Raw genomic sequence first — 22,480 nt, 5'->3', positions numbered from 1 at the left:
CGCGTTACTGCGAGACTTCGAGCGCCCACAAACCGTATTGCTTCACGCCGTCCGAATCGATGTTCGACTTGTCGATCAGATAGGTCGGCCACGCGTAGTTCGCGGGCACGTCCTTCTTCGCTTCGTAGTCCGTGATGAAGCTCATCGCCTTCGCCGACATGCCGATCGGGTTCTGCGAGATCGTCGCATCCTGCTTGCCCGCCCGGATCGCCTGCAGCGCCTGGGCCGTGCCGTCCGCGCCGATGACCATGATGTGGTCCGGATCGCCCAGCGGCTTGTAGCGGCCCGCATTGTCGATCGCCTTCTCGGCGCCCACCGTGTTGTCGTCGTTCGCGCCGAACACCGCATCGATCTTCGGAAACTTCTGCAGGATACTCGTCATCGCGTTGAGCGACTTCTCCTGATCGAAGCCGCCTTCCTGACGCGCGACCACCTTGATGTCCGGATACTTCGCGATTTCCTGCGAGAAGCCTTTCTCGCGATCCGTCGCCGCGGTGGTGCCGACGAGGCCGATCAGATCGACCACGTTGCCCTTCGGCGAGCCATAGCGCTTCGTCAACTGGTCGGCAATCCACTTCGCGCCGGTGGCGCCCAGCGCCACGTTATCCGATGCGACGAACGACGTGACCTTGCCGCCGTCCGAGCCACGGTCGAGCATGAAGACCGGCACGTTCATCGAATTCGCCTTCTCGACCGCCGGGATGATCGCCTTCGAATCGATCGGATTGAGCACGAGCGCGTTGACGCCCTGGCTCAGGAGGTTCATTGCGTCGTTGACCTGCTGCTGCGCGTCGCCGTTCGCGTTGGTCTGCACGAGGTCGAAGCCTTGCTGCTTCGCGCCCCGCTCCACGCCATTCTTCAAGCCTACGAAGAAGGCGTTGTTGAGGGTGGCGATCGAGAACCCGACCTTCAGTTTGCCGCCCGCGGGCGCCGCGTCGGCCTGCGCCGGCGCGCTTGCCGGTGCATTCGCCGCCGCCGCGCCGGACGAGGCGTCGCTGGACGTCGGCGACTCGCTCTTCGAACAGCCGCTCAACATCGCCGCGAAAGCCAGGACCACGGCGCCCATCGAAACGCCCATGCGCGCACGCGGCGCCGCCCATCTGTCGAAACCTGCCGAACTCCACGTCATGACTGTCTCCTGTTTGTCGACCAGAGTTAGCGCTTCAGCACGTGATCTGGTCCCCTGCGGGTTGGATTTCTGCTGAATACGTGACTTTCCGTGTGTACCGCACTGCCGCGACTGCTCCGGGCGCGCCGTCATGTTTCACCTGCGCGGTCCGTACCCCTTGAACTTTTCCACCACTTCCTCCATCTGCGCGTCCGAGAGCAGCGGCGGCTCGCCGAGCTGACACGCGAGCAGATACTGCTTCGCCAGCACTTCCACTTCGTTCGCGAGCCACAACGCCCGCGCAAGATCGCGGCCGAGCGCAATGACACCGTGATGCGCGAGCAGGCATGCGAGCCGGTCGCGCAGCGCGTCGAGCGCATGATCGGACAGCGCCTGGCTGCCAAACGTCGCGTAGGTTGCGCAGCGAATCGAATTGCCGCCCGCCGCGGCCACCATGTAGTGATGGGCGGGAATGCCGCGGCCGTGAATCGCGAGCGCCGTCGCCGCATTCGAGTGGGTATGGACCACGGCGCCCACCTCGGGCCGCGCGCGCAGGATGTCGCGATGAAAGCGCCACTCCGACGAAGGACGCTGCGTTTCGAAGAGCGGATCGTCGTCGCGCACGTCGAGGGGCATCCAGACGATGCGCTCGCGCGCGAGCGACGCGCAGGGCACGCCGCTCGGCGTGATCAGGAGTCCGTCGCGCCAGCGTGCGCTGACGTTGCCCGAGGTGCCCTGATTGATGCCCAGGCGCTCCATCTCGCCCGCGGTATCGACGATCTGCTGGCGCAGTTCGGCTTCGGCCCGCACCTCTCTCGCGCGCGCCGCCGCCTCGCCTGCGTGGTGCTGGCCCGCGTCGCGCATGTCGCCCACGCCGCTCATGCCGCTTCCCCGGGCGCGAACAGCGCCGCCAGATTAGCCTCGAACGGCGCGCGCACGATACCGAGTTCCGTCACGATGCCGGTGACGAGTTCATGCGGCGTCACGTCGAAAGCCGGATTGCGCACCTTGATGCCCGCCGGCGCGGTGCGCTGCCCGCCGAACTGCGCCACTTCGTCGGCGCCGCGCTCTTCGATGACGATGTCCGCGCCGCGCGCGGTGCGCAGATCGAGCGTGGACGAAGGGCACGCGACATAGAACGGAATGCCGAAATGCTTCGCCGCGATCGCGACGCCAAGCGTGCCGATCTTGTTCGCGACATCGCCGTTCGCGGCCACGCGGTCGGTGCCGACGATCACGAGATCGACAAGTCCCTGCGCCATCAGCGCGGGCGCCATGCTGTCCGTGATCAGCGTGACATCGAGCCCCGCCTGCTGAAGCTCGTAGGCGGTAAGCCGCGCGCCTTGCAGGAGCGGCCGCGTTTCGTCCGCGTAGACGCGAAACGCCACGCCGTCGCCATGCGCGCGATACAGCGGCGCCGTCGCGGTGCCGATGCCCGTCGTCGCGAGCGCACCTGCGTTGCAATGCGTGAGCACGCCGCTACCCGCGGCGATCAGTTCGCGCCCCTGTTCGCCAATCCGCGCGCACAGATCGACATCCTCGCGGTGAATGCGGACCGCCTCGGCCACGAGCGCTTCGTAAAGCTCCATTCCTGTCTGGGCGCGAACACCCCGGATATGGTTGCGCATGCGGTCGAGCGCCCAGCGCAGATTCACGGCCGTGGGCCGCGCACTGTCCAGATACGCGGCATGTTGTTCCAGCCTCGCGAGGAAGACTTCGCGCGACGCGGACCGCTCGCGCTGCATCGCCACGCACAACCCGTATGCGGCCGCTACGCCAATGGCCGGCGCACCACGCACGCGCAACTCGTGGATCGCGCGCCACACCGCCTCCACGCTGGCGGCCGCCTCGACCACGCACTCACGCGGCAGGCGCGTCTGGTCGAGTAACAGGAGGGTGTCGTCGCGCCACGCGATAGTGGGGGGAAGACTCGATTTCATCGGCTGCCGGGCCATGTATTCTCCGTCGATGCCGCTATTCCGTATCATTTCCGCGCGTGCAAGGGATCTGCTCGACTCCACGCTTCGCTACACATTTCTCTGCACGCTCAAGCTTCGCCGTCCTGCGGCTGCGCGAGCACTTCGGCAGCGAGCGCCACGACGGCCTCGATCGAGGCGAGTTCGCGCCGCCGCACGAGCAGCGCCTCGGCAAGACGCAGGCAGCGCACTTCCACGCGCGCGCGCACCGCGTCGTCCTGGATGCTGGTGATTTCCGAGACCTTCGCCATGCCGACGATACGCCGGATCATCTTGCAGCCCGCAAAGCCTAGCGTATCCGCAAAGAGGCGCCGCATGAAGTCCTCGCGGAACGCATCGGCCGCGCGCGTATCGGCGGGACCGCCGATGAAGGCGCGGCCCGCCTCGCGTTCGTGCATGCGCCACAGACCCGCGAACTTCTCCGCGAAACCGTTCCAGACCTGGATGACCTGCTCAAGCAGCCAGCGCTGATAATCGCGCGGGTCGCGGCCGCGCAGGCGATCGTGCCAGTCGCGCGCATAGTACGCCAGCAGCAGGTTCGCGATGAACGCCCCCGTGTCGAAACCGAACGGCCCGTAGAACGCGAACTCGGGATCGATCACATAGGTCTCGCTTTCGTTCGCCATGATCGAGCCCGTGTGCAGATCGCCATGCACGAGCGTCTCCGCATGGTTCATGAAGGCCCACTTCATCTCGCCGGCCGCGCGGCGCAGCGGCTCGTGCGAACGCAGCCGCGCGATGGCGCCGGCGGGCAGCGCCGGACTGTACACGTTCGACGGGTCGTCTTCGAACGGGAACGTGAAAACGAGGTCCTCGGTAATCCGGCACAGCTCCGTGTTGATGTTGGCGCGCACGGCTTCCTTCTTCGCGCCGGGCGCGAGAGCCAGATCGGAGCCGTGAAACAGCGTGCGCGCGAGAAACGTGGAGATATGGTCGGCGAGCCACGGATACACGATCCCTTCGGTCAGCCCCTGGCGCAACACGCGATGCGAGGCGAGCCGCTGCATCACCATCAGGTACTTCTCGCTGTCGGCGTGATACACGCTCGGCACGTGCTGCGGGCACAGCGCCCCGAACGAACGCAACGCCGCCACCTCACGCTCCATGCGCTCGCGCGGCAACGGCCAGGCTTCGCCCACGAGCCGCAGAAACGGCGGCGCCTGTTTGACGACGACGCTGTGCCGCGGATCGCGCGCACTGCTAACGAAGTACACGTAGTTCAGGTTGCCGTCGCCGACTTCCACGACCTCCAGGTCGCTGTCGCCGCCCAGCCGCTCGCTGACGGCAGGAATGCCCCGCAGGTATGCGGCCAGTTCGGAAGCACTGAAAGCCTCGAATTGCATCGTTTTTCCTGTCCGGAAAGGGAGACGAAGGTCCTTCTACCGCCGCTTGCGTACGAGATCGAACTTGAAGATGCTGGTGTTGTAGTAGTCGTTGCTATAGCAAACCGCGCGCCCCGTGTCGTCGAAATCCACTTCGTCGATCAGCAGGAACAGTCCGAAGCTCTCCTGCAGCTCCGGCAGGTCGCGCGGCGTGAGTATCGTGGGCTGGATCGAGCTGTGCGTATGCGAGAGCCGGATGCCGGCGCGCTCGAGCGTACCGAAGAGCGACTCGCCCAGCTCGTGCTCGTCGAACACCGACTTCGGCACGATGTCGATGCAGTACGCCGCAATCGCGTCGTCCGCGCGACGCACGCGCTCCACCCGCATGCAGGGATCCCCTACCGCAATGCCGAGCTTCTGCGCGAGATTGTCGGAGGCGGCAATCGTCTTCACCTGCAAGCGGCTCGTGGACGGCACGGCGCCGACGCTGCGGATCATGTCCGTCACGGACATCAGATCATCCAGGCCGCCCTGCAGCTTCAGCACCACCTGTCTGACGAAGGTGCCCTTGCCCTGCACGCGCGTGAGGACGCCGTGCGAAATCATCTGCGCCACCGCTTCGCGCAGGCTCGAACGGCCGACGCCAAGCAGTTCGCACAACTCGGTTTCCGTGGGGATCTGATCGCCAGGCTTGAGCGAGCGCTCGCGGATCATCGCCAGCAGCGAGTCCTGGATCCGCTCGCTCATCGATTGGTCGACACTCAGACGCATGCTGTCCTTTCGTAGCCACGCTTGTCACCACGTTTGGCTCGAATGTACATCAGACGTCTGATGTTATCGATTCATGGTTTTCCCTTTCGTGCAGCGCAACAGGCGCCGCGCGCCGCCCCGCGCAAGGGCCGGCCGGCGCCGCGGTGCGCTCACTCGTGGCCCTGCCGCATGAAAGGTGCGCCCACCGCCGCCACGAGCAGCAGCACGGCCATGATGATGAGCCCGTTGCGCGTGCTGCCGGTCGTCTGCTCGATCACGCCCATCACCGAGGGACCGAGGAAGCCGCCCACGAGCCCGCAGGTGTTGATGAGCGCGAGTCCGCCCGCCAGCGCCATGCCGGAAAGACGCGACGCCGGGAACACGAACACGATCGACTGCACGACGAAGAACATCAGCGCGGTGAGCGAGAAGCCGGTCAGCGCCAGCGCCGGACCCGTAAAGGCCGCGATCAGAAGCCCCGCTGCCATGACGATGAGACCGAGCAGCAGCAGGCGGCGCCCGCGTTGCGGCGTATCGGCGTATTTCGGCAGCCATGCCGCGCCCACGGCCGCGGCAATCCAGGGCAGCGAATTGAGCAGACCGATCTGCAGCGGCGTGAGCTTCCCGTAGGTTCCGATGATGCCGGGCAGGAAGAAGATCACCGTGTAGATGGAGATCTGGTGACAGAAGTAGATGAAGATCGCGAGCCACACCTGCGGGTCGCGCACCGCCGCGAAAGACGAATGCCCCGCCCGCGCCGCCGCGCCCGACGCCTCGCTGTCGAGCCTGCGGCGCACCTCTTCCGCCTGGGCGGGCGTGAGCCACGGCGCGGAGTCGGGCCCATCGGGAAGCTTGCGCCAGACGACGAACGCCAGCACCACGGCGGGCAGGCCTTCGGCGAGGAACATCCACTGCCAGCCCTTCAGGCCCAGCACGCCGTCCATCTCCAGCAGCGCGCCTCCCAGCGGGCCGCTCACGATGTTGGCAATGCACACGCCCAGCAGAAAATAGCCGACGGCCCGCGCGCGGTCCTCGCGCCCGAACCAGTAAGTCAGGTACAGCATCACGCCGGGAAAGAGGCCGGCTTCGGCCACGCCCAGCAGCAACCGCATGACGTAAAACGAGGTGGGGCCCTGCACGAACGCCATCGCCGCCGAAAGCACGCCCCATGTGATCATGATGCGCGCGATCCAGAAGCGCGCGCCGACACGATGCATGATCAGATTGCTCGGGATTTCGAGCAGCGCGTACGAGAGGAAGAAGAGACCGGCGCCCAGCCCGTACGCCGCCGCCGAGATATGGAGGTCGACGGCAAGGTGCGACTTGGCAAGCGCGATATTGGTGCGGTCGACGAAGCTGATCACGTAGGCGAGTACCAGCAGCGGCATCAGCCTGCGAAAGAGCAGCGAGGTTAGCGTTCGGTCGGCGGACTCCGGAAGCGAGGCGCCGGAAACATGAGCGGTTGGCATGGGCGGAAGTCTCCACGGCACGCGGGGCGGGTGCCCCGGCGTGCGACCCTGAAGGTCAGGTGAGAAAAAGCGGAAGCGCGGGCATGAGCGCGGCGTCAAGCCTGGAAGGCCGCACCCGCCGCGCCCTTCAGTTCCAGAATGTCGCGGGCTTCGTCGGGCGAGGCCACGTCGATATTGAGAGCATCGAGCACGGTGCGAATGCGCACGACCTGTTCCGCGCTCGAAGCCGCCAGTTGGCCCGGCCCGATCCAGAGCGAATCTTCCAGACCCACGCGCACGTTCGCCCCCATGGCCGCGCCGATGGTGGCCAGCGGAATCTGGTTGCGGCCGGCGCCGAGGATCGACCAGCGGAACCGGTCGCCGAACAGGCGCTGCGCCGTGCGATGCATGTGCATCAAATCTTCGGGGTCCGGACCAATGCCGCCCAGGATGCCGAACACCGTCTGAACGAACACGGGCCCGGTTACGAGGCCGCGATCGACGAAGTGCTTGAGGTTGTACAGATGGCTCACGTCGTAGCACTCGAACTCGAAGCGCGTGCCGTTCGCCGAACCGATGCGCAGGATGTTCTCGATGTCCTGGTATGTGTTCTTGAAGATCAGGTTGCGGCTGTTCTCCAGATGCTCGCGCTCCCAGTCGTGGCGGAATTCCTTGAAGCGCTCCAGCATCGGAAAAAGGCCGAAGTTCATCGAGCCCATGTTCAGCGAGGCCAGCTCCGGCTTGAAGGTGGTTGCGGGCCGCATGCGCTCCTCGACCGTCATATGCGGACTGCCGCCCGTCGTGATGTTGATCACCGCGTCGGTCGCGGCGCTGATCTTCGCGAGGAACGGACGAAACAGTTCGGGGTCCTGAGAGGGCCGGCCGTCGTGCGGGTCGCGGGCGTGCAGGTGCAGGACGGCGGCGCCCGCGCGGGCAGCCTCGATGGCGGCCTCGGCGATTTCGTCGGCGGTGACCGGCAGATGCGGCGACATGCTCGGCGTATGAATCGCGCCCGTTGGTGCGCAGGTGATGATGGCTTTGGCTCGCTTGGCCATGGTGTCTCCTTCCCGGTCCGGGTCGTGGCGCGCGTCCGCGCGCCCGTTGAATCGTTGAATGATGGCGCGGCTGCGCGGCTTAACTGAGCGCCTGCGTCAAGCCGTCGACGACGAGTTCCTGCCCATGCACGCTCGCGGCCTGATCGCTGCAGGCGAAACGCACCATGTTGGCGATGTCGCGCATTGTCACCATGCGGCCCAGCGCGGCCTGCGACGTGTAGCTGCGGGTCACTTCCTCCACCGGCTTGCCGAGCGATTCGGCCTTGGCGGCAATCACAGCGCGAATGCGCGGCCCGTCCACGGCGCCCGGCAACACCGTATTCACGCGAATACCTTGCGGCCCGAGTTCGAGCGCCAGCGACTTCGTGAAGCCCACCACCGCCCACTTCGAAGCTGAGTAGACCGAACGACCCGGCATGCCCAGGTGCCCCGCAGCCGAGGAAAGATTCACGATGGCCGGCGCGCGGCCCTGGCGCAACCGCGGCACGGCAGCTCGCGCACACAGGAATTGCCCCGTGAGATTGACGGCGAGCGTGCGCTCCCAGTCGGCGAGCGAAAGCGTTTCCACGCCGCCGGTCGGCCCCGCCACGCCCGCATTGTTGACGAGCACGTCGAGCCCGCCCAGCGACGCATCCACGCGTTCGAAGAGCGCCGCGACATCGCTCTCGCTCGACACGTCCGCCCTCACGGCCAGCACGCCGGGCAACTCAGCCGCCACGCGCTCGAGGCCAGGCCCCGAGACGTCGCACACGGCCACCCGCGCGCCCGCTTCCACGAAGGCCCGCGTGATCTCCAGCCCAATGCCGTCCGCGCCGGCCGTCACCAGCACCCGCTTGCCAGCGAGCGATTCATCCTTCCACATGTCCGTCGTCTCCATGAGTGCATCGTATCCGGACTGAATGCTATAACTGTGATCACAGATATCATATCGGGGATACCCTATGTGCTATGATCGAGCCATGGCCCTGAACGAACTCGTGACCCCGCTGACGCGCCAGACGCTCAGCCGCGACGTCTACGCGCAATTGCGCGACCTCCTCATCACCGGACAGATGATGCCGGGCGAGCAGATCTCGCTGCGCAACATCGCGGCGGCGCTCGGCGTGAGCGTGATGCCCGTGCGCGAGGCGGTGCACCGGCTGGTGGCCGAACAGGCGCTCGAACTCACGCCCAACCGTGCGCTGCGCGTGCCGACCATGAGCATCAGCCAGTTCGGGGAGATCACGCAGATCCGCGTGAATGTGGAAGGTCTCGCCACGGCGCAGGCGGCCGCGCGCATCGAGGAAGACGAGCTCCAGCGTCTGCAGGCGCTGCACGCGCGGTTCGCCGACGAAATGGAAAAGACGCGGCCCGACGGCGCCAGGGTGATCGCCATGAATCAGGCGTTCCACTTCGCCATCTACGACGCGGCGCGCATGCCCATGCTGCTGCAGATGATCGAAACGCTGTGGCTGCGCATCGGGCCGATTCTCAACTACGATCTGCGCTCCGGCTCGAAGCGCGTGGGCGAACGCGTCGCCGTCAAGCACCACAGCAAGCTGCTCGACGCCCTGCGCCGGCGCGACAGCGACGCGGCATGCGCCGCCTTGCGCGGCGATATCGAAAGCGCGGCGGCCTATATCGTCTCGGCCGGCGTGCTGCTCAGCGCGGAGACCGGCGGCGCGGCCCCCCTCGCCGCCCCGGCGGCGAGGGGGGCCGCGCGGGAAAAAGCCGCGAACGCCAAGGCCTGAATCGCGCTGCGCGCGACCTTGATGGGGACGCGCCATGCAAAAGCGCCGCGAGCCCGTAAAAAACGGGCTCGCGGCACAATGACTGCGACTGCGTGGTTACGCGGCTTCGTTACTTCGCAACGGGCATCGTGAATTCGGCGCCCTTTTCGGTGCTTTCCGGCCAGCGCTGCATGATCGACTTCTGCTTCGTGTAGAAGCGCACGCCTTCCTCGCCGTAGGCGTGCATGTCGCCGAACAGGCTGCGCTTCCAGCCGCCGAAGCCGTGCCAAGCCATCGGCACCGGAATCGGCACGTTGATGCCCACCATGCCCACCTCGATCTGGCGGCCGAACTCGCGCGCCACGTGGCCGTCACGCGTGAAACAGGCCACGCCGTTGCCGAACTCGTGGTCGTTGATCAGTTGCACGGCCTCGGCAAAGTCCTTCACGCGCACGCACGCCAGCACCGGGCCAAAGATTTCTTCCTTGTAGATGCGCATTTCGGGCGTGACGTTGTCGAACAGCGTACCGCCCGTGAAGAAGCCGCTCTCGTGCCCCGGCACCTTCAGGCCGCGGCCGTCCACCACGAGCGTCGCGCCCTCTTCGACGCCGGTTGCGATGTAGCCCTCGATGCGTTCCAGCGCCTGCTGCGTCACCACCGGCCCCATTTCGGCATCCGCTTCCATGCCGTTCTTGACGACGAGGCTCTTCGCGCGCTCGGCCAGACGCGGCACGATCTTGTCGGCCACGTCGCCCACCAGCACCGCCACCGAGATCGCCATGCAGCGCTCGCCCGCCGAACCGTAGCCTGCGCCGATCAGCGCGTCCACGGCCTGGTCGAGGTCGGCGTCGGGCATCACGACCATATGGTTCTTCGCGCCACCCAGCGCCTGGACGCGCTTGCCGTGCTTCGCGCCGGTCTCGTAGATATAGTTCGCGATCGGCGTCGAGCCCACGAAGCTCACCGCCTTCACGTCGCGGTGCGCGAGCAGCGCGTCGACCACGACCTTGTCGCCCTGCACGACGTTGAACACGCCGTCCGGCAGGCCCGCTTCCTTGAGCAGACGCGCCATGAAGAGCGACGCCGACGGGTCGCGCTCGCTCGGCTTGAGGATGAACGTGCAGCCGGCAGCCAGCGCAACCGGGAACATCCAGCACGGCACCATGCAGGGAAAGTTGAACGGCGTGATGCCGGCCACCACGCCCAGCGGCTGGCGCACGGTCCAGTTGTCCATGCCCGTCGAAACCTGCTCCGTGTAGTCGCCCTTGAGCAGTTGCGGAATCCCGCAAGCAAATTCGATGACGTCGATACCGCGCGCAACCTCGCCCTGCGAGTCGGCAAATACCTTGCCATGCTCGGCCGTGATGATGGCGGCGAGTTCGTCCTTGTGGCGGTTCATCAACTCCAGAAAGCGCAGCATGACGCGCGCACGGCGGATGGGCGGCGTGTTGCTCCAACCCGGGAACGCGGCTTTCGCGCTAGCCACGGCGGCATCCACGTCGGCCAGCTCGCCCAGCACGAGGCGGCGGGCGGCGGTACCGGTCGCGGGATTGAAGACCGCCTGGGTGCGGTCGCCGGCGCCGCGTACAGTCTTGCCGCCAATGTAGTGAACCACGTCTGCGCTATCGGTATAGGCCTGCATGTCATCTCCTTGCGGGTTGTTCGATGGGACCCAGTGTACGTAGACCGCCCGGCCCTGCAAAGCCACGGCGGCTGAATTGATTGTTTTCGATGGCGAACAATCCGCAACGCGAATGGTGAAAGATGGGTCGGCGCGGTGCTATGATCGGACCCTGATCAGGAGACGTTCGGCGGGAATCATCGGCATGGACACGCAGAAGATCGAGGCGCTCTGGGCGCATCTGCACTGGCTCAGCGTGCTCGCGGAGCAAGGCAGCTACACGGCGGCGGCGGCACGCCTCGGCGTGAGCAAGGCGGCCATGAGCCAGCGCATTGCGGAGCTGGAGCGCGCGGCGGGTGTCGCACTGGTGCAGCGCACCACGCGCAGCGTGCGCTTTACCGAGGCGGGGCGGCAACTCGTGGAGGAAACGCGCGCGGAATTCGAACGCATCGCCGCGAGCTTCGCGAACGTGCGCGAGATGGCCGACGTGGTGCGCGGCACCGTGCGCGTCACGGCGCCCGTCGCGTTCGCGCGCCAGCAGCTCGTGCCGCGCCTCGCGCAATTCGTGCGCGCGAATCCCGAGGTACGCGTGCAACTGGAGCTTTCCGACCGGCTCACCTCGATCGCGACCGAAGGCTTCGACCTCGCGATCCGTCATAGCGCGCAAGTGCCGGAAACGCACGTGGCCTTCAAGCTCTGCGACACGCACTCCGTCATTGCCGCCACGCCGGCCTACCTCCGAAGGCGCGGCACGCCGCACACGCCGGCCGATCTCGCGGCACACGACTGCCTCTACTATCCGCGCACGCCGGGCCCCGGCGTCTGGTCGTTCGAGAAACCGGGCCGCCGCGCCGAGAACACCCGCGTCAGCGTGACCGTGAACGGCCCGGTCTCGGCCAACAACAGCGAAGCCTTGCGCGACGCCGCGCTCGAACACCTGGGCATCGCGCTCCTGCCCGATTTCAGCGCCCAGAGCGCGCTGCAGGGGCGCAAACTCGTCGTACTCCTGCCCAACTGGCGGCCGGTGGGCGCGTATGCGTCGCAACTGCATGTCGTGCGCCCGTACGGCGCGCACGTGCCACGCGCCGTCACGCGCTTCACCGAGTTCCTGCGGCAATCGTTCGAGGGCGGATTTCCGCTCGAATGAGTCGCGACAGATCCGGAGACACTCCATGACCGACACCCCCTCGCCGCGCCGCAAACGCGGCGCGCGGTTCGCCGATATTGCCGAAGCGGCGGGCGTCAGTCCCGCCACCGTCGATCGCGTGCTGAACGAGCGCGGCAGCGTCTCCGCGGCCATGCGCGCACGCGTCGTGGCGGCGGCGCGGCAGCTTGGCGTGCCGCGCGTCCTGCCGGCCACGAGCCATGGCCTCGTGCATATCGACGTCCTGCTGCCGCAAAACGCCACGCCGTTCTTTCAGCGCGTGGCGCAAGGGCTCGAGCGCTCGATGCAAATGCTCGACCGGCGCATCGTCCTGCATCGCCAGATCCTCCCGGAAGCCGACGACGACGTGATCACGCGCGCCATCCTGCGCCCGAACTACAAGCGCGCCGGTTTGATCGTCACGACGCGCGACACGGCTGCCGTGCGCGAGGCGCTGCGCACGGTGATCGCGCGGGGCGAACCCGTGGTCACGATGGTGACCGATATTGCGGAGGTCGAACGAATTCATTACGCCGGCATCGACAACGTGAGCGCAGGCCGCACGGCGGGCTACTTGCTCGGACGCCTCGCGAAGGGGCCCGGCCGGATTCTGCTCGTGTGTTCGCGCAAGGACTATCGCGCGCACGTGGACCGCATCAGCGGCTGCCGGGCACAGTTGGCCGAGGCGTTTCCCGACCTGATCTGCGACGGCGAGGCGATGGAGCATTTCGACGATGCGGACCGCTGTCACCGCGCGGTCCTGAAGGAGCTCAAGCGCGGCGACGTGGCCGGCATTTACAACAGCGGCTATGCGTCGGCAGGCATCGAGGCGGCGTTACGCAAGGTGGGGGCAACCGGGCACGTGGTCTGGGCCGGGCACGAGATGCTCGACCTGCACCGCCAGTACATCGAGCAGGGCACGATGGACATTGCGATCGACCAGGACCCGGACGGACAGATCATCTCCGCCTTGCAGCACGTCCTGAACGCGTGCGGCGTGGTGGAAACCCCCGCGCCGCCGGGACCGGTGGAGTTCCGCATTTTCTGCTCGGCGAACGTGCGGCGCGACCCTTATCTGGTCGCAAGAAGCTAAGTCCTGCCAGGCAGGTTCACACCGCTGCTCGCTCGCCCGACGCCGGCGCCAGAGTGTCCAGTTCGCTCCACAGTTCGCGTATCCAGTCCCGCATCAGCAGCGATTCGGCCCAGCGGTCGGTGGTGTCGTTGCCGTCCCGGCCGACGATGGCGTACGGCTGCGGCCCGAGTTCGCAGGTGAAGGCGAGCGTGTCGTTCTCGCCCGCACGTCGGCGCCACGAGCGAAAGCCATAGCGCCACCAGTCGAGAAACAGATCCACCCACTTCCGGTGCGGCGCGAACGAGATTTCGATCTGCACCTGCTCGCGGCTCGCCACGCGGCCGTGAAAGGCCCAGGAATTGTCGAGAATCCGCTGGATCAGCGCATGATTCTCCTGCGAGACGGGCCACGCGAACTCGCGCCCGACGAGGTAATGCGAAAGATCTCCGAGCAGCGGGAGATCGGGACGCGCATCGAGCAGATCGAGTGTGAAGTAGAGGTCCGTGGTCAGGCGGTCGCGATGTGTCTCGATGTAGACGGGCATGTCCACCTGCTCCGCAAGACGCCGCCAGCCATCCACCAGGACCAGGGCTTCCTTGAGGGTGCGCGGACGCACGTCGGGTTGCAGATCGACATGGTGCAAACCAAACTCGGTCGCCAGTTCGAGCACGGGCTGCAGATCGTCGATGGTGGCGGGAAAGCATTGCCCTTCCGCCGCCAGCCCGTAGGCCTTGCGCAATTCGGCCAGCCGCTTCACGTCTTCGCGCTTCGTGCAGTGCGCGCTGACACCGTCAAAACCGGCTTCGGCAATCATCCGCACGTTTTCTTCGAGCGAGCGCTCGTAGCCATCGGTATGGCGGCGTTCCATTGCCCAGAGGGACTGGAACACCTGCAGTCGTTGCGCCATCATGTCTCCGTTGCGGCGGGGGTAGCGAGTCGCAGGGGTACTGCGTTTAGAGCAGGCTCTTGAGCTTGACTTCGGGATTGGCCAGTTGCTCGGGGTCGTGCGCGCCACCGCGCTCGACCAGCATTCGCGCGAGCCGCATTTCCTTCGCGAAACCGCTCGCCGGGCCGAAGCCGCTCGCGCCAACCAGCTTTCCTTCGACATCCAGATCGAAATAGATCTCCCCGTTGCCGTTTATCGCACGCACGATCGTGCGCTGCCCAAGCGCAGGCTCGCCTGCCACCTGCAGTTGATGGTCGTATTGGTCGGACCAGAACCAGGGCGTTTCGCGGTACGCCTCCTGCGCGCCCAGCATGTTGCGCGCCGCGACGCGCGCCTGGGTTTCCGCGTTGTGCCAGGTCTCCTGGCGAATGCGATGCGCGCCGAACCGGCTGGGAAACACGGCGACATCGCCCGCCGCGTAGATGCCGGGCGCCGAAGTCTGGAGCATTTCGTCAACGAGAATCCCGCGCTCGATAGCCAGTCCGGCCGCCCGCGCCAACTCGTCGGCCGGCTCGATGCCGATACCGACCACCACCGTATCCGCACGCAGCACCTGGCCGTCTTCCAGCACCACGGCAAGCCCTCCGTCATCGCGCGGCTCGAACGCACGCGGTGCGGAATTCAACAGGATCCGCACGCCGTTGCGCTCGTGCAGCGCATGAGCGCGCGCGGCGATCGCGGCCGGCACGGCACGTCCGAGCAGGCGCACGCCGCCCTCCACCACCGTCACCTCGCATCCGCGCGCGCGGGCCGAGGCCGCCACTTCGAGGCCGATGAAGCCGCCGCCCACCACGACAACGCATGCCCCCGGCGCGAGCCCCGGTCCGATCGCCGCAGCGTCGTCCAGCGTGCGCAGGCATTGCACGCGCGCGCCGGATGCGCCCGGCACCGAAAGGCGCCGCGCATGACCGCCAGTTGCCAGCAGCAGCGCCTCGTAGACGATCGTTGCGCCATCATCCAGATGCAGCGTGCGCGCGGCAGGGTCCAGCGAGCGCACCGTCGCAACCCGGTGCTCGATCTGGTCCTCGCGCCACGCTTGCGGTGCACGCAGGCCGCATTGGCCCGGTTCGCGTTCGCCCGTCAGCACGGCTTTCGAGAGCGGCGGCCGCTCGTACGGCAAATACGGCTCCGCGCCGATCAGCACGATGCGGCCGTCCCAGCCCGCCTCGCGCAGGGTTTGCGCAGCGCGGCCGCCCACGTGACCCGCACCCACGATAGCCATTACGCGTTCGCTGCCCATGGCGTCAGATCTCGATGAAGATGCGTCCGGCCTCTACCCTGGCCGGATAAATCTTGAGCTTTTCGCATACGGGCGCACAGAGCGCCCGTCCGTCGCGGATGTCGAAGCGGCCGTTGTGCTTCGGGCATTCGATCGTGTGGCCCATCACGAGGCCGTCGCACAGGTGTACGTGCTCGTGCGTGCAGAGCCCGTCGCTCGCGTAGACGTCGCCGTCCACGCGATAAAGGGCATAGGTCTGGCCGCCGTGATCGAAGCGCATGACGTCCTCGTCCTCGATCTCGTCCAGCGCGGCTGCGTCGATCCATTGCGTCATGTCGTGTCTCCTCGATTCGTTATCGATATGTTCAGGACTGCTTCGTCTCTCAGCTAATGCCCGGCACTGGCCGCGTGACGTGATATTCGGGGTTGCGCGTCTGCCGCACGAGCGCGGGGATGATCTCGGCGTAGGCGGCCAGGCTGCTCGAATAGGCAGGCGGCATGTCCGCCCTGACGAACTCGTGCAGCCGCGGCAGCGCATGGAACGGGATCATCGGGAACATGTGATGTTCGATGTGGTAGTTCATGTTCCAGTAGAGGAAGCGGAACACGGGATTCATCATGACCGTGCGACAGTTCTTGCGGTGGTCGAGGACGTTCTCCGGCAGCCCCGCGTGCTGCGTGAGGCCGAAATAGAGGTAGAGCCACGCGCCATAGAGACTGGGCAAGCCGATATACAGGAGCGGCAGCACCGAATGGAAGCCGATGCAGGCGGCCACCACGGCCGCATAAACGAGGAGCGTGAGGCGCGCTTCGCGCACGACCTTCGGCCACTCGGATTCGGGTATGAAGGTTTTCTCTTCCGCACCGACGTTGCCGAAGGCCGCGGAAACGATCTTCGGCACTTCGTTCGCGACATGCTTGATCGCGAAGACGTTGAGCAGGATGGCGAACCAATCCGTCGGGCGCGGCGCGCCGATCTCGGGATCGCGGCCGACCACCAGCGTATCGGTATGATGCCGCGCGTGACTCCAGCGCCAGACCGTGGGGCGCCGGAAGACCTGGAACGAGGCGAGCTGATAAACCACGTCGTTCATCCAGCGCGTCTTGAACGCCGTGCCGTGCCCGCACTCGTGCCAGCGCGAGTCGGCCGGGCTGCAATAGAGCGTGCCATACAGGAAGAAGGCGGGGATGGCCCACAGCGAATGCGCATGCCACGCGAATCCCGCGAGCACGCCGCTCGCCACGATCGCCGCGTACCAGATCAGCGTGTCGCGAATCGCGCGCGCGTCGTCGCGCTGCATCAAGGCCTTCATGGTGGCCCGCGGCACGGGGCACTTGTACCACTCGGCATTGACGAGGCCCGCGGCGCGCGCCGCCTCGCCCGCACCGCCTATCAGCCGGTAAGCCTGATGCCCCGCGAAGGCGGACGCCTCGCGCGAGCCTGTTTGCGTGTTCGACACCGCTGTCTCCTTGATCCGGTTCGCCGTGGGTTGCCCGGCCCGTCAGTTCATCTGCTCTCGAGATCAAAAATAAGCGCGGCGAACGGATCGCTCAACGGAAACGTTGACGAAATCTCGTCAAATTGGCTGGGGCGCGCAGTCTTCAGTGTTCCGGCGGCAGGTTCTCCCGAAGGTAGATCGAGATTGGAGTTTGTAGCGGCAGCCAGGAAGGCGTGCCCCGGTTGTAATGCCGGAGAAGGAGTACAAGAAGATGTGCGAAAACTCGCGCATCCTGCTCGCCTGCTACGGGGCCATCTTCGTCTGGGCGATCCTCGCACATAGCTGGCTGCCGGTGCTGTTTCTCTTTTTGGCGCGCGCTTACGGCACCTGGCTGCACGAACTCTGCGCCCTCACGCAACACAGGCCTCAAGGAGAACGTGCTCGACCATCGCGTCTCGAGCCGCACCGTGAAGCTAAATCCTGTCGTGCGTTTTCTTTACTGGAACATGAACTATCACGTCGAACGTCACATGTTCCCCAGTGTGCCATTCCACGCGCTGCCGAAATTTCATGAGACCGTGGCTGCGCAGATGCCCGTGCCTTACTCCGGCCTGTGGCCCGCGTGGCGGGAGATTCTCACGATCTTCGCAAAGCAGCAGCGCGATCCTGAATATGTGGTCGTGCGTGAGTTGCCGCCTGGGAAGCAGGGAAGCGTGGTTATATGAGCGGCAGGCTGGCGCATTGAAATTCGAATGAAAGGCCCCGCCGAAGCGGGGCCAAGTCCCAGGTTACCTGGATTCCCGTGGTGCGCGTCTTGCACTGAATCGCCGCCATCCAAAGGTGCCAACGGGTATAACAATGGCGGCGCAAATCAACCCTGTTGCAATAACCAGGACCAGGAGTCCGGGGTCATCCATTTGTAACACTCCGGGGTCATAGCCTGGTTTGAATTTACGCACCACCCATAGCGCAAAATCATTCGTTATCTGGTAAAAATTGATGGGAATTTCATACCAGATATGAGACAAAATAAAATGACCAATAAAGAAAACCATGGCAAGCCATAGACCAAGCGACCCAATGCACCAACCGACGAATGCTAATCGCTTCATCGCACATCAACCTGGCCGTACGCTTTCATGTCGCTACCCGGCACGGGCAGATCCGGGGCGTGCTGGCGGATATGATGTTGAAGCCGGTCGAACTCAGCCGGATTTTTAACCGTGATACAGCCATCGCTTTCATGGTGTGGCCCGTCTGGATGCAGCCGGAAATTCCCGCGCCTGATACCGTTGATCATCGTGCTATCTCCGGTGTAGGGGTTCCAAAGCATAAACCATAAACGCCGATCGGTCGTACCGACAAAGGGACCAAGCATATCGCGAAGCCAGCCCATACGCCCGCCTGATTGACGGTCAACGATATAGTACGTGCCGGGCGGGATAGCCCCGACACCAACGTCGGCGACATCAACTGGACTATCGCGGCCCCTGTCGTGTCCAGAATAGGCGTCTACTGCGCCGTAGCCAGAGCAAACGAGCGTAGACATTTCCCGATTATTGAGTGTGAAGGTACAAAAGACAGGCATAGTGTCGATCCCTTAGAAGTAGTTCCAGGAATCTTTGAATATCATGTTGCCCTCGGTGTAATTCCACGTAATTTCCTCATAGCGAAATTCCACCACTTCAAAGTGATTTCGATGCTGATTTGTGGCCTCCTTGATATTCAGAACTCGCGGAGAAATTCCAACGACCTTCACGTTTTTCATAAGAATGATAAAGTAAACCTCTTCTAGCCCCGCCTCGTTCGTCCGATAGAACCTCAACTCTCCAGACTGCAACGTTAGCCCGCATGCTACGGCTCGATAAAGAAGCGCGGACGAACGATCGATTTCCTTTTCGATGGTGAGTGGGCGATGCGTGCGCGTGCCCATCAACTTTCCAGTTTGACCGTCCGCAGGCATATTCAGGCCGTGCGACAGACTCAAAACTTCGATGCTGCCTTCGCGGCCCAAAACCTCGCTGGACCCAGGAATGTCCGCGCCGCCATCATCTTTCAACCATAGATGCAAAGGAACTGCCATTGCGAAGCCTCCGTTGATGGTTTGAACGTGTCTGCCGGTAACGCAACCGGTGACAATCCGGGCAAAGATTTCGCCCTGACAGGCAATATCAGCATGGGACGAAAGCAGGGACTATCAGACACGGATGAAAGGCGCGCGAACAACAACGGCTCTATTACATCCCAATGACACACAAGCATGCGACAAGCCGTAGAAACCCTCTACACCCGCGCGGGGTTGCACCCTCAAGTTCTCCGGTAGCCCTGCCGTTATGCCCTGTGCATGCAAGGGCGGGGCCAGGCAATGAAAGCACGCGGTGCACCAGATAACAGGAGCAAAGACGCGCATGGCCCGACGTTCAGGGACGTGAGCGCCGCGCTTTCCGGCAGGTTGCGCACGCGGCTCGTCACCGGGCTCGCCGTCGCCGCCATTCTGGCCGCCATCGGGCTCAATACGACGCTCGCGCTGCGTCAAACGCAGGAACAGAACCACACGCTCGGCCAGCAGCAATCCGTGGCGCTCCTCAAGCGCAATCTCGACGCGCTCCAGGACGCGCTGCTCGACGAACACGAACAGCTCTATACCGTGGTCGGCATGCGGCCTTTCTTCAGACGGCCGGCCTCTGCCTACATCTATCCGCTGCCGGCACTGCTCGATTACGCGAGCGCGGCGCAACAATCCTGCGGCAGCGAATCGCGCTGCATTGCCCTGCTCGACGAACTGAAGGACATGATCCGGCACCTCGGCAAGCTCAGTAACGAGTTGGCCATGCGCGCGCTGCTCAAGCCAGGCAGCGTGACGATCGGCGCGCCCAAGCTCGGGGAGCTCGACGCCCGCTTCTTCCAGACCATGCAGAAGATCGGCGAAGTGCGCATGGCCGAGGACGAACATCTCGACACCTCGGTCAGCAAGGCTTCGCACGACGCGGAAGTGGTCTCCGACCTGCTGCTCGGCTCGGGTCTCGCCGCGGCCCTCATGCTGCTCGCGCTCCTGTACCGCAACGGACGCATCACGAAGTCGCTGCGCGTGGCCTTGCGTACCGCCGACTCCAACCGCGAGAAGTACCAGCGCCTCTTCGTGCGTAACCCGCTGCCGATCTGGATCGTCGACGACGAATCGGGCCGCATCGTCGCCGTCAACGATATGGCCGTCGAGGCCATGGGATATCGCGCCGACGAAATGCTGCGCATGACGCTCGACGATATCCGCACCGGCGAGACCCCGTTGCACGGCGCCACGGTTCCGCAGGCCCGGGGGCTGCAGGACGGCATGGCCGGCATCTGGTCTCACCGCACGAAGCAGGGCGAAATGCTTTCGATGGCGGTCTTTCATCTGCACACGGAACTCGACGGCCGGCGTGCGACGCTATGCGTCATGGAGGACATGACGAAAGAGCTCGCCGCGCAGGCCGAGCTGTTCCGCTCGATGCAGATGCTCGAATATGTGCTCGACAATATTCCCACCGGCATTGCCTGGAAAGATTCTTCGCACCGCTACGCAGGCGGCAACGAGATCTATGCGAAAGACGCGGGACTGGTCTCGCGCAAGGCGCTCGTCGGGCTGACCGACGACCAGTTGCGCTGGGGCGACGATCCGGCCGCGGTGCGCGCGGAAGACATCCGGATCATGACCGGCGAACTCGTGAAGAAGCGCATCGAACGCGAGGCCATTGCCGTGGACGGCAGCACCGTCTGGATCGCCGAAACGAAGCTGCCGTTGATCGACCCGTCGGGCACCGGCGTGGGCGTGCTGACCGCCTACGAAAACATCACGGCGACGCGCGAGTCGCAGTTGGCGCTGCGTCTGCAGGGCCGCGCGCTCGACGCGAGTATCAGCGGGATCGTCATCGCCCAGGCAAAGGAGCACGCGCACCCCGTCAGGTACGTCAACCGCGCGTTCGAAAAGCTGACGGGCCTGCGATTCGAAGAGGTTGCGGGCAAGGACTTCGGCACGCTCTTCGCGGTGCGCGACACGCCCGATGGCGCGGGCCATGCAGCGGCAAATGCCGTAACAAGCGCGGTAACAAGCGCGATAACAAGCACAGCCGCCAGCGAAACGGCAAACGAGGCAGCAAGCGGCTGGGCCGAAGTCCACGCCGCGCTGCAGTCCGACGCCGACGCGAACCTCACGCTGCAATGCCGGCATCGCGATGGCGACGTCTACTGGATCAACATGCTGGTCGCGCCGGTGCCCGCGCCGAACGGCAAGGTCACGCATCACGTCGCCATCATGAGCGACGTGACCGCCGTGATCCGCTATCAGGCCGAACTCGAACGCCAGGCCCAGTACGATACGCTCACCGGCCTGCCGAACCGCAAGCAACTGGATGACAAGCTCGCCGCGGCGCTGCAGCGCGCGGCGCGCTCGGGCGACCCTGTCGCCGTCATCTTCCTGGACCTCGATCATTTCAAGGAAGTCAACGACTCGCTGGGTCATCGCATCGGCGACGCGCTGCTGGGCCAGATCGCAAGGCGTCTCGAACGCATGATCGGCGGCAGCGGCACGGTCGCGCGCTACGGCGGCGACGAATTCATGGTGGTGACCGAGGGCATTTCGCGCAGTGAGGTCGCCGCGTTACTGGACGAGCTGCTCGTCGTCATGACGGAGCCCGTGCGGATTTCCGCTCACGAGCTTTTCATCGAAGCGAGCATGGGCATCAGCGTCTTTCCCACCGACGGCGCCGACGCCGACACGCTGATCCGCAACGCCGACGCCGCCATGTATCTCGCGAAGCACAATGGACGAAACCAGTACCAGTTCTATCGTCCGGAACTAAGCGAGGCCGCGGCGTCGCGCCTGCGCGTTTCGACGCGATTGCGCCGCGCGTTCAAGAACAGCGAGCTCAACGTGATGTACCAGCCGCAGTTCGACATGGCAAGCGGCGGCATGGTCGGCGCCGAAGCGCTCCTGCGCTGGACCGACTCCGAACTCGGCGAGGTCTCGCCGGCGGTGTTCATTCCCCTCGCGGAGGACACCGGCCTCATCCGCGCGATTGGCGAATGGGTCCTGCGCGAAGCCTGCAACGAAGGGGCGCGGTGGAACGCCATGCCGGGTAGCCGCCTGCGCGTTTCGGTCAATGTCTCGCCGCTGCAGCTCGAACACTCCGACCTCGTCGATCAGGTGCGCCGCGCGCTCGGCGATTCGGGTCTCGTCCCCGAGCTGCTGGAGCTCGAAGTGACGGAGGGCGCACTGATACGCCATCCTGAACATGCGGCGAAGATTCTCGCCAGCCTGCGCGACCTGGGCGTGCGCATCGCCATCGACGACTTCGGCACCGGCTATTCGAGCCTGAGCTACCTGAAACGCTTCCGCGTGGACCGCCTCAAGATCGACCGTGCGTTCGTGAAGGAAATCGGTCAGGACCCGGAAATGGAAGCGATCACGCTTGCGGTCATCGCCGTGGCGAAGGCCTTCAATTTCGAGCTGATCGCCGAAGGCGTGGAGACCCGCCGCCATCGCGACTTCCTGCTGGAGAACGGCTGCACCCAGGCGCAGGGCTTTCTCTATAGCCGCGCGATCAGCGGCCACTCCATCGCCCGGTTCCTGAGCGCTGAACCGACGGCGGCTCAGCCGGGTCCCGCCGACTGACGCCGTTCACCGCCGCCCGCT

The 22,480-nt window shown here is 65.1% G+C and carries 21 protein-coding genes; 5 read left to right on the top strand and 16 right to left on the bottom strand.

The window, feature by feature from the left end:
• Window positions 1–4 precede the first annotated feature (4 nt).
• From WJ542_RS25895 to WJ542_RS25860, 8 genes are all read right to left on the bottom strand, one after another.
• Window positions 5–1,129 carry a sugar ABC transporter substrate-binding protein gene (locus WJ542_RS25895; protein ID WP_411192316.1) on the bottom strand — a complete coding sequence of 375 codons (1,125 nt, stop codon included), beginning with the start codon at window positions 1,127–1,129 and terminating at the stop codon, window positions 5–7.
• A 135-nt stretch (window positions 1,130–1,264) separates the two neighbouring features.
• The gene (locus WJ542_RS25890) at window positions 1,265–1,990 is read right to left on the bottom strand and encodes a class II aldolase/adducin family protein (RefSeq protein ID WP_411192315.1); all 726 of its coding nucleotides are present in this window, start codon (window positions 1,988–1,990) and stop codon (window positions 1,265–1,267) included.
• A complete protein-coding gene (gene mtnA, locus WJ542_RS25885; protein WP_411192314.1) occupies window positions 1,987–3,063 on the bottom strand; it encodes an S-methyl-5-thioribose-1-phosphate isomerase in 1,077 nt (358 codons plus the stop codon). Before mtnA ends, WJ542_RS25890 begins: the two co-directional genes overlap by 4 nt.
• Before the next feature lie 92 nt (window positions 3,064–3,155).
• A complete protein-coding gene (gene mtnK / locus WJ542_RS25880) occupies window positions 3,156–4,427 on the bottom strand; it encodes an S-methyl-5-thioribose kinase (RefSeq protein ID WP_411192313.1) in 1,272 nt (423 codons plus the stop codon).
• A 36-nt stretch (window positions 4,428–4,463) separates the two neighbouring features.
• Entirely contained in the window at window positions 4,464–5,177 is a 714-nt protein-coding gene (locus WJ542_RS25875) for a GntR family transcriptional regulator (protein ID WP_411192312.1), read from the bottom strand.
• A 149-nt stretch (window positions 5,178–5,326) separates the two neighbouring features.
• Entirely contained in the window at window positions 5,327–6,625 is a 1,299-nt protein-coding gene (locus WJ542_RS25870) for an MFS transporter (protein ID WP_411192311.1), read from the bottom strand.
• A gap of 95 nt (window positions 6,626–6,720) precedes the next feature.
• Window positions 6,721–7,659 carry a 3,5-dioxohexanoate:acetyl-CoA acetone transferase gene (gene kce / locus WJ542_RS25865; protein WP_411192310.1) on the bottom strand — a complete coding sequence of 313 codons (939 nt, stop codon included), beginning with the start codon at window positions 7,657–7,659 and terminating at the stop codon, window positions 6,721–6,723.
• A 79-nt stretch (window positions 7,660–7,738) separates the two neighbouring features.
• Window positions 7,739–8,521, bottom strand: a complete 783-nt coding sequence (locus tag WJ542_RS25860) for an SDR family oxidoreductase (RefSeq protein WP_411192309.1) — start codon at window positions 8,519–8,521, stop codon at window positions 7,739–7,741.
• A 97-nt stretch (window positions 8,522–8,618) separates the two neighbouring features.
• Here WJ542_RS25860 and WJ542_RS25855 point away from each other — a divergent pair, with 97 nt between their 5' ends.
• Window positions 8,619–9,389: a GntR family transcriptional regulator gene (locus tag WJ542_RS25855; protein WP_411192308.1), complete on the top strand. Its 771-nt coding sequence runs from the start codon at window positions 8,619–8,621 to the stop codon at window positions 9,387–9,389.
• 109 nt (window positions 9,390–9,498) lie between these two features.
• On the opposite strand, the gene WJ542_RS25850 is transcribed toward WJ542_RS25855, so the two are convergent.
• Window positions 9,499–11,010 carry a CoA-acylating methylmalonate-semialdehyde dehydrogenase gene (locus tag WJ542_RS25850; RefSeq protein ID WP_411192307.1) on the bottom strand — a complete coding sequence of 504 codons (1,512 nt, stop codon included), beginning with the start codon at window positions 11,008–11,010 and terminating at the stop codon, window positions 9,499–9,501.
• A gap of 184 nt (window positions 11,011–11,194) precedes the next feature.
• On the opposite strand from WJ542_RS25850, the gene WJ542_RS25845 reads away from it, so the two are divergent.
• Complete coding sequence (locus tag WJ542_RS25845; protein WP_411192306.1) at window positions 11,195–12,136, top strand: LysR family transcriptional regulator; 942 nt, start codon at window positions 11,195–11,197, stop codon at window positions 12,134–12,136.
• Between the two features lie 25 nt (window positions 12,137–12,161).
• A complete protein-coding gene (locus tag WJ542_RS25840) occupies window positions 12,162–13,226 on the top strand; it encodes a LacI family DNA-binding transcriptional regulator (protein ID WP_411192305.1) in 1,065 nt (354 codons plus the stop codon).
• 16 nt (window positions 13,227–13,242) lie between these two features.
• Here the strand turns inward: WJ542_RS25840 and WJ542_RS25835 are convergent, their stop codons facing one another.
• From WJ542_RS25835 to WJ542_RS25820, 4 genes are read right to left on the bottom strand one after another with little or no spacing between them, the layout of a single operon-like run.
• Window positions 13,243–14,115, bottom strand: coding sequence for a sugar phosphate isomerase/epimerase family protein (locus WJ542_RS25835; protein WP_411192304.1), 873 nt, complete (start codon window positions 14,113–14,115; stop codon window positions 13,243–13,245).
• 43 nt (window positions 14,116–14,158) lie between these two features.
• Window positions 14,159–15,391, bottom strand: coding sequence for an NAD(P)/FAD-dependent oxidoreductase (locus WJ542_RS25830; RefSeq protein WP_411192303.1), 1,233 nt, complete (start codon window positions 15,389–15,391; stop codon window positions 14,159–14,161).
• Between the two features lie 4 nt (window positions 15,392–15,395).
• Window positions 15,396–15,704, bottom strand: a complete 309-nt coding sequence (locus WJ542_RS25825; RefSeq protein WP_411192302.1) for a non-heme iron oxygenase ferredoxin subunit — start codon at window positions 15,702–15,704, stop codon at window positions 15,396–15,398.
• 49 nt (window positions 15,705–15,753) lie between these two features.
• On the bottom strand, window positions 15,754–16,830 hold the full coding sequence (locus WJ542_RS25820) for a fatty acid desaturase family protein (RefSeq protein ID WP_411192301.1): 1,077 nt from the start codon (window positions 16,828–16,830) through the stop codon (window positions 15,754–15,756).
• A gap of 416 nt (window positions 16,831–17,246) precedes the next feature.
• Between WJ542_RS25820 and WJ542_RS25815 the strand changes: the two genes are divergently transcribed.
• Window positions 17,247–17,534 carry a fatty acid desaturase gene (locus WJ542_RS25815; protein WP_411192300.1) on the top strand — a complete coding sequence of 96 codons (288 nt, stop codon included), beginning with the start codon at window positions 17,247–17,249 and terminating at the stop codon, window positions 17,532–17,534.
• A 63-nt stretch (window positions 17,535–17,597) separates the two neighbouring features.
• On the opposite strand, the gene WJ542_RS25810 is transcribed toward WJ542_RS25815, so the two are convergent.
• The 3 genes from WJ542_RS25810 to tssD are packed head-to-tail and all read right to left on the bottom strand — an operon-like array spanning window position 17,598 to window position 18,892.
• On the bottom strand, window positions 17,598–17,921 hold the full coding sequence (locus WJ542_RS25810) for a hypothetical protein (RefSeq protein WP_411192299.1): 324 nt from the start codon (window positions 17,919–17,921) through the stop codon (window positions 17,598–17,600).
• Window positions 17,918–18,358 (bottom strand): DUF2778 domain-containing protein, encoded by a 441-nt coding sequence (locus tag WJ542_RS25805; protein ID WP_411192298.1) that lies wholly within the window; start codon window positions 18,356–18,358, stop codon window positions 17,918–17,920. The genes WJ542_RS25810 and WJ542_RS25805 overlap by 4 nt, the downstream gene beginning before the upstream one ends.
• A gap of 51 nt (window positions 18,359–18,409) precedes the next feature.
• Window positions 18,410–18,892, bottom strand: a complete 483-nt coding sequence (tssD, locus tag WJ542_RS25800) for a type VI secretion system tube protein TssD (RefSeq protein ID WP_411192297.1) — start codon at window positions 18,890–18,892, stop codon at window positions 18,410–18,412.
• Between the two features lie 282 nt (window positions 18,893–19,174).
• On the opposite strand from tssD, the gene WJ542_RS25795 reads away from it, so the two are divergent.
• Window positions 19,175–22,459, top strand: coding sequence for a sensor domain-containing protein (locus WJ542_RS25795; protein WP_411192296.1), 3,285 nt, complete (start codon window positions 19,175–19,177; stop codon window positions 22,457–22,459).
• The last annotated feature ends 21 nt before the right edge of the window (window positions 22,460–22,480 follow it).

The sequence above is a fragment of the Paraburkholderia yinzeri genome (genome assembly GCF_046581065.1).
Lineage (GTDB): Bacteria > Pseudomonadota > Gammaproteobacteria > Burkholderiales > Burkholderiaceae > Paraburkholderia.
Note: the sequence above shows the minus strand (reverse complement) of the source record. Positions and strands in the feature narration are given on the sequence as shown.

Excerpts from the sequence above, each read along its gene's own strand:
- WJ542_RS25895 (WP_411192316.1), bottom strand. The coding sequence starts at position 1,129 with ATGACGTGGAGTTCGGCAGGTTTCGACAGATGGGCGGCGCCGCGTGCG.
- WJ542_RS25890 (WP_411192315.1), bottom strand. The coding sequence starts at position 1,990 with ATGAGCGGCGTGGGCGACATGCGCGACGCGGGCCAGCACCACGCAGGC.
- mtnA (WP_411192314.1), bottom strand. The coding sequence starts at position 3,063 with ATGGCCCGGCAGCCGATGAAATCGAGTCTTCCCCCCACTATCGCGTGG.
- mtnK (WP_411192313.1), bottom strand. The coding sequence starts at position 4,427 with ATGCAATTCGAGGCTTTCAGTGCTTCCGAACTGGCCGCATACCTGCGG.
- WJ542_RS25875 (WP_411192312.1), bottom strand. The coding sequence starts at position 5,177 with ATGCGTCTGAGTGTCGACCAATCGATGAGCGAGCGGATCCAGGACTCG.
- WJ542_RS25870 (WP_411192311.1), bottom strand. The coding sequence starts at position 6,625 with ATGCCAACCGCTCATGTTTCCGGCGCCTCGCTTCCGGAGTCCGCCGAC.
- kce (WP_411192310.1), bottom strand. The coding sequence starts at position 7,659 with ATGGCCAAGCGAGCCAAAGCCATCATCACCTGCGCACCAACGGGCGCG.
- WJ542_RS25860 (WP_411192309.1), bottom strand. The coding sequence starts at position 8,521 with ATGTGGAAGGATGAATCGCTCGCTGGCAAGCGGGTGCTGGTGACGGCC.
- WJ542_RS25855 (WP_411192308.1), top strand. The coding sequence starts at position 8,619 with ATGGCCCTGAACGAACTCGTGACCCCGCTGACGCGCCAGACGCTCAGC.
- WJ542_RS25850 (WP_411192307.1), bottom strand. The coding sequence starts at position 11,010 with ATGCAGGCCTATACCGATAGCGCAGACGTGGTTCACTACATTGGCGGC.
- WJ542_RS25845 (WP_411192306.1), top strand. The coding sequence starts at position 11,195 with ATGGACACGCAGAAGATCGAGGCGCTCTGGGCGCATCTGCACTGGCTC.
- WJ542_RS25840 (WP_411192305.1), top strand. The coding sequence starts at position 12,162 with ATGACCGACACCCCCTCGCCGCGCCGCAAACGCGGCGCGCGGTTCGCC.
- WJ542_RS25835 (WP_411192304.1), bottom strand. The coding sequence starts at position 14,115 with ATGATGGCGCAACGACTGCAGGTGTTCCAGTCCCTCTGGGCAATGGAA.
- WJ542_RS25830 (WP_411192303.1), bottom strand. The coding sequence starts at position 15,391 with ATGGGCAGCGAACGCGTAATGGCTATCGTGGGTGCGGGTCACGTGGGC.
- WJ542_RS25825 (WP_411192302.1), bottom strand. The coding sequence starts at position 15,704 with ATGACGCAATGGATCGACGCAGCCGCGCTGGACGAGATCGAGGACGAG.
- WJ542_RS25810 (WP_411192299.1), bottom strand. The coding sequence starts at position 17,921 with ATGAAGCGATTAGCATTCGTCGGTTGGTGCATTGGGTCGCTTGGTCTA.
- WJ542_RS25805 (WP_411192298.1), bottom strand. The coding sequence starts at position 18,358 with ATGTCTACGCTCGTTTGCTCTGGCTACGGCGCAGTAGACGCCTATTCT.
- tssD (WP_411192297.1), bottom strand. The coding sequence starts at position 18,892 with ATGGCAGTTCCTTTGCATCTATGGTTGAAAGATGATGGCGGCGCGGAC.
- WJ542_RS25795 (WP_411192296.1), top strand. The coding sequence starts at position 19,175 with ATGAAAGCACGCGGTGCACCAGATAACAGGAGCAAAGACGCGCATGGC.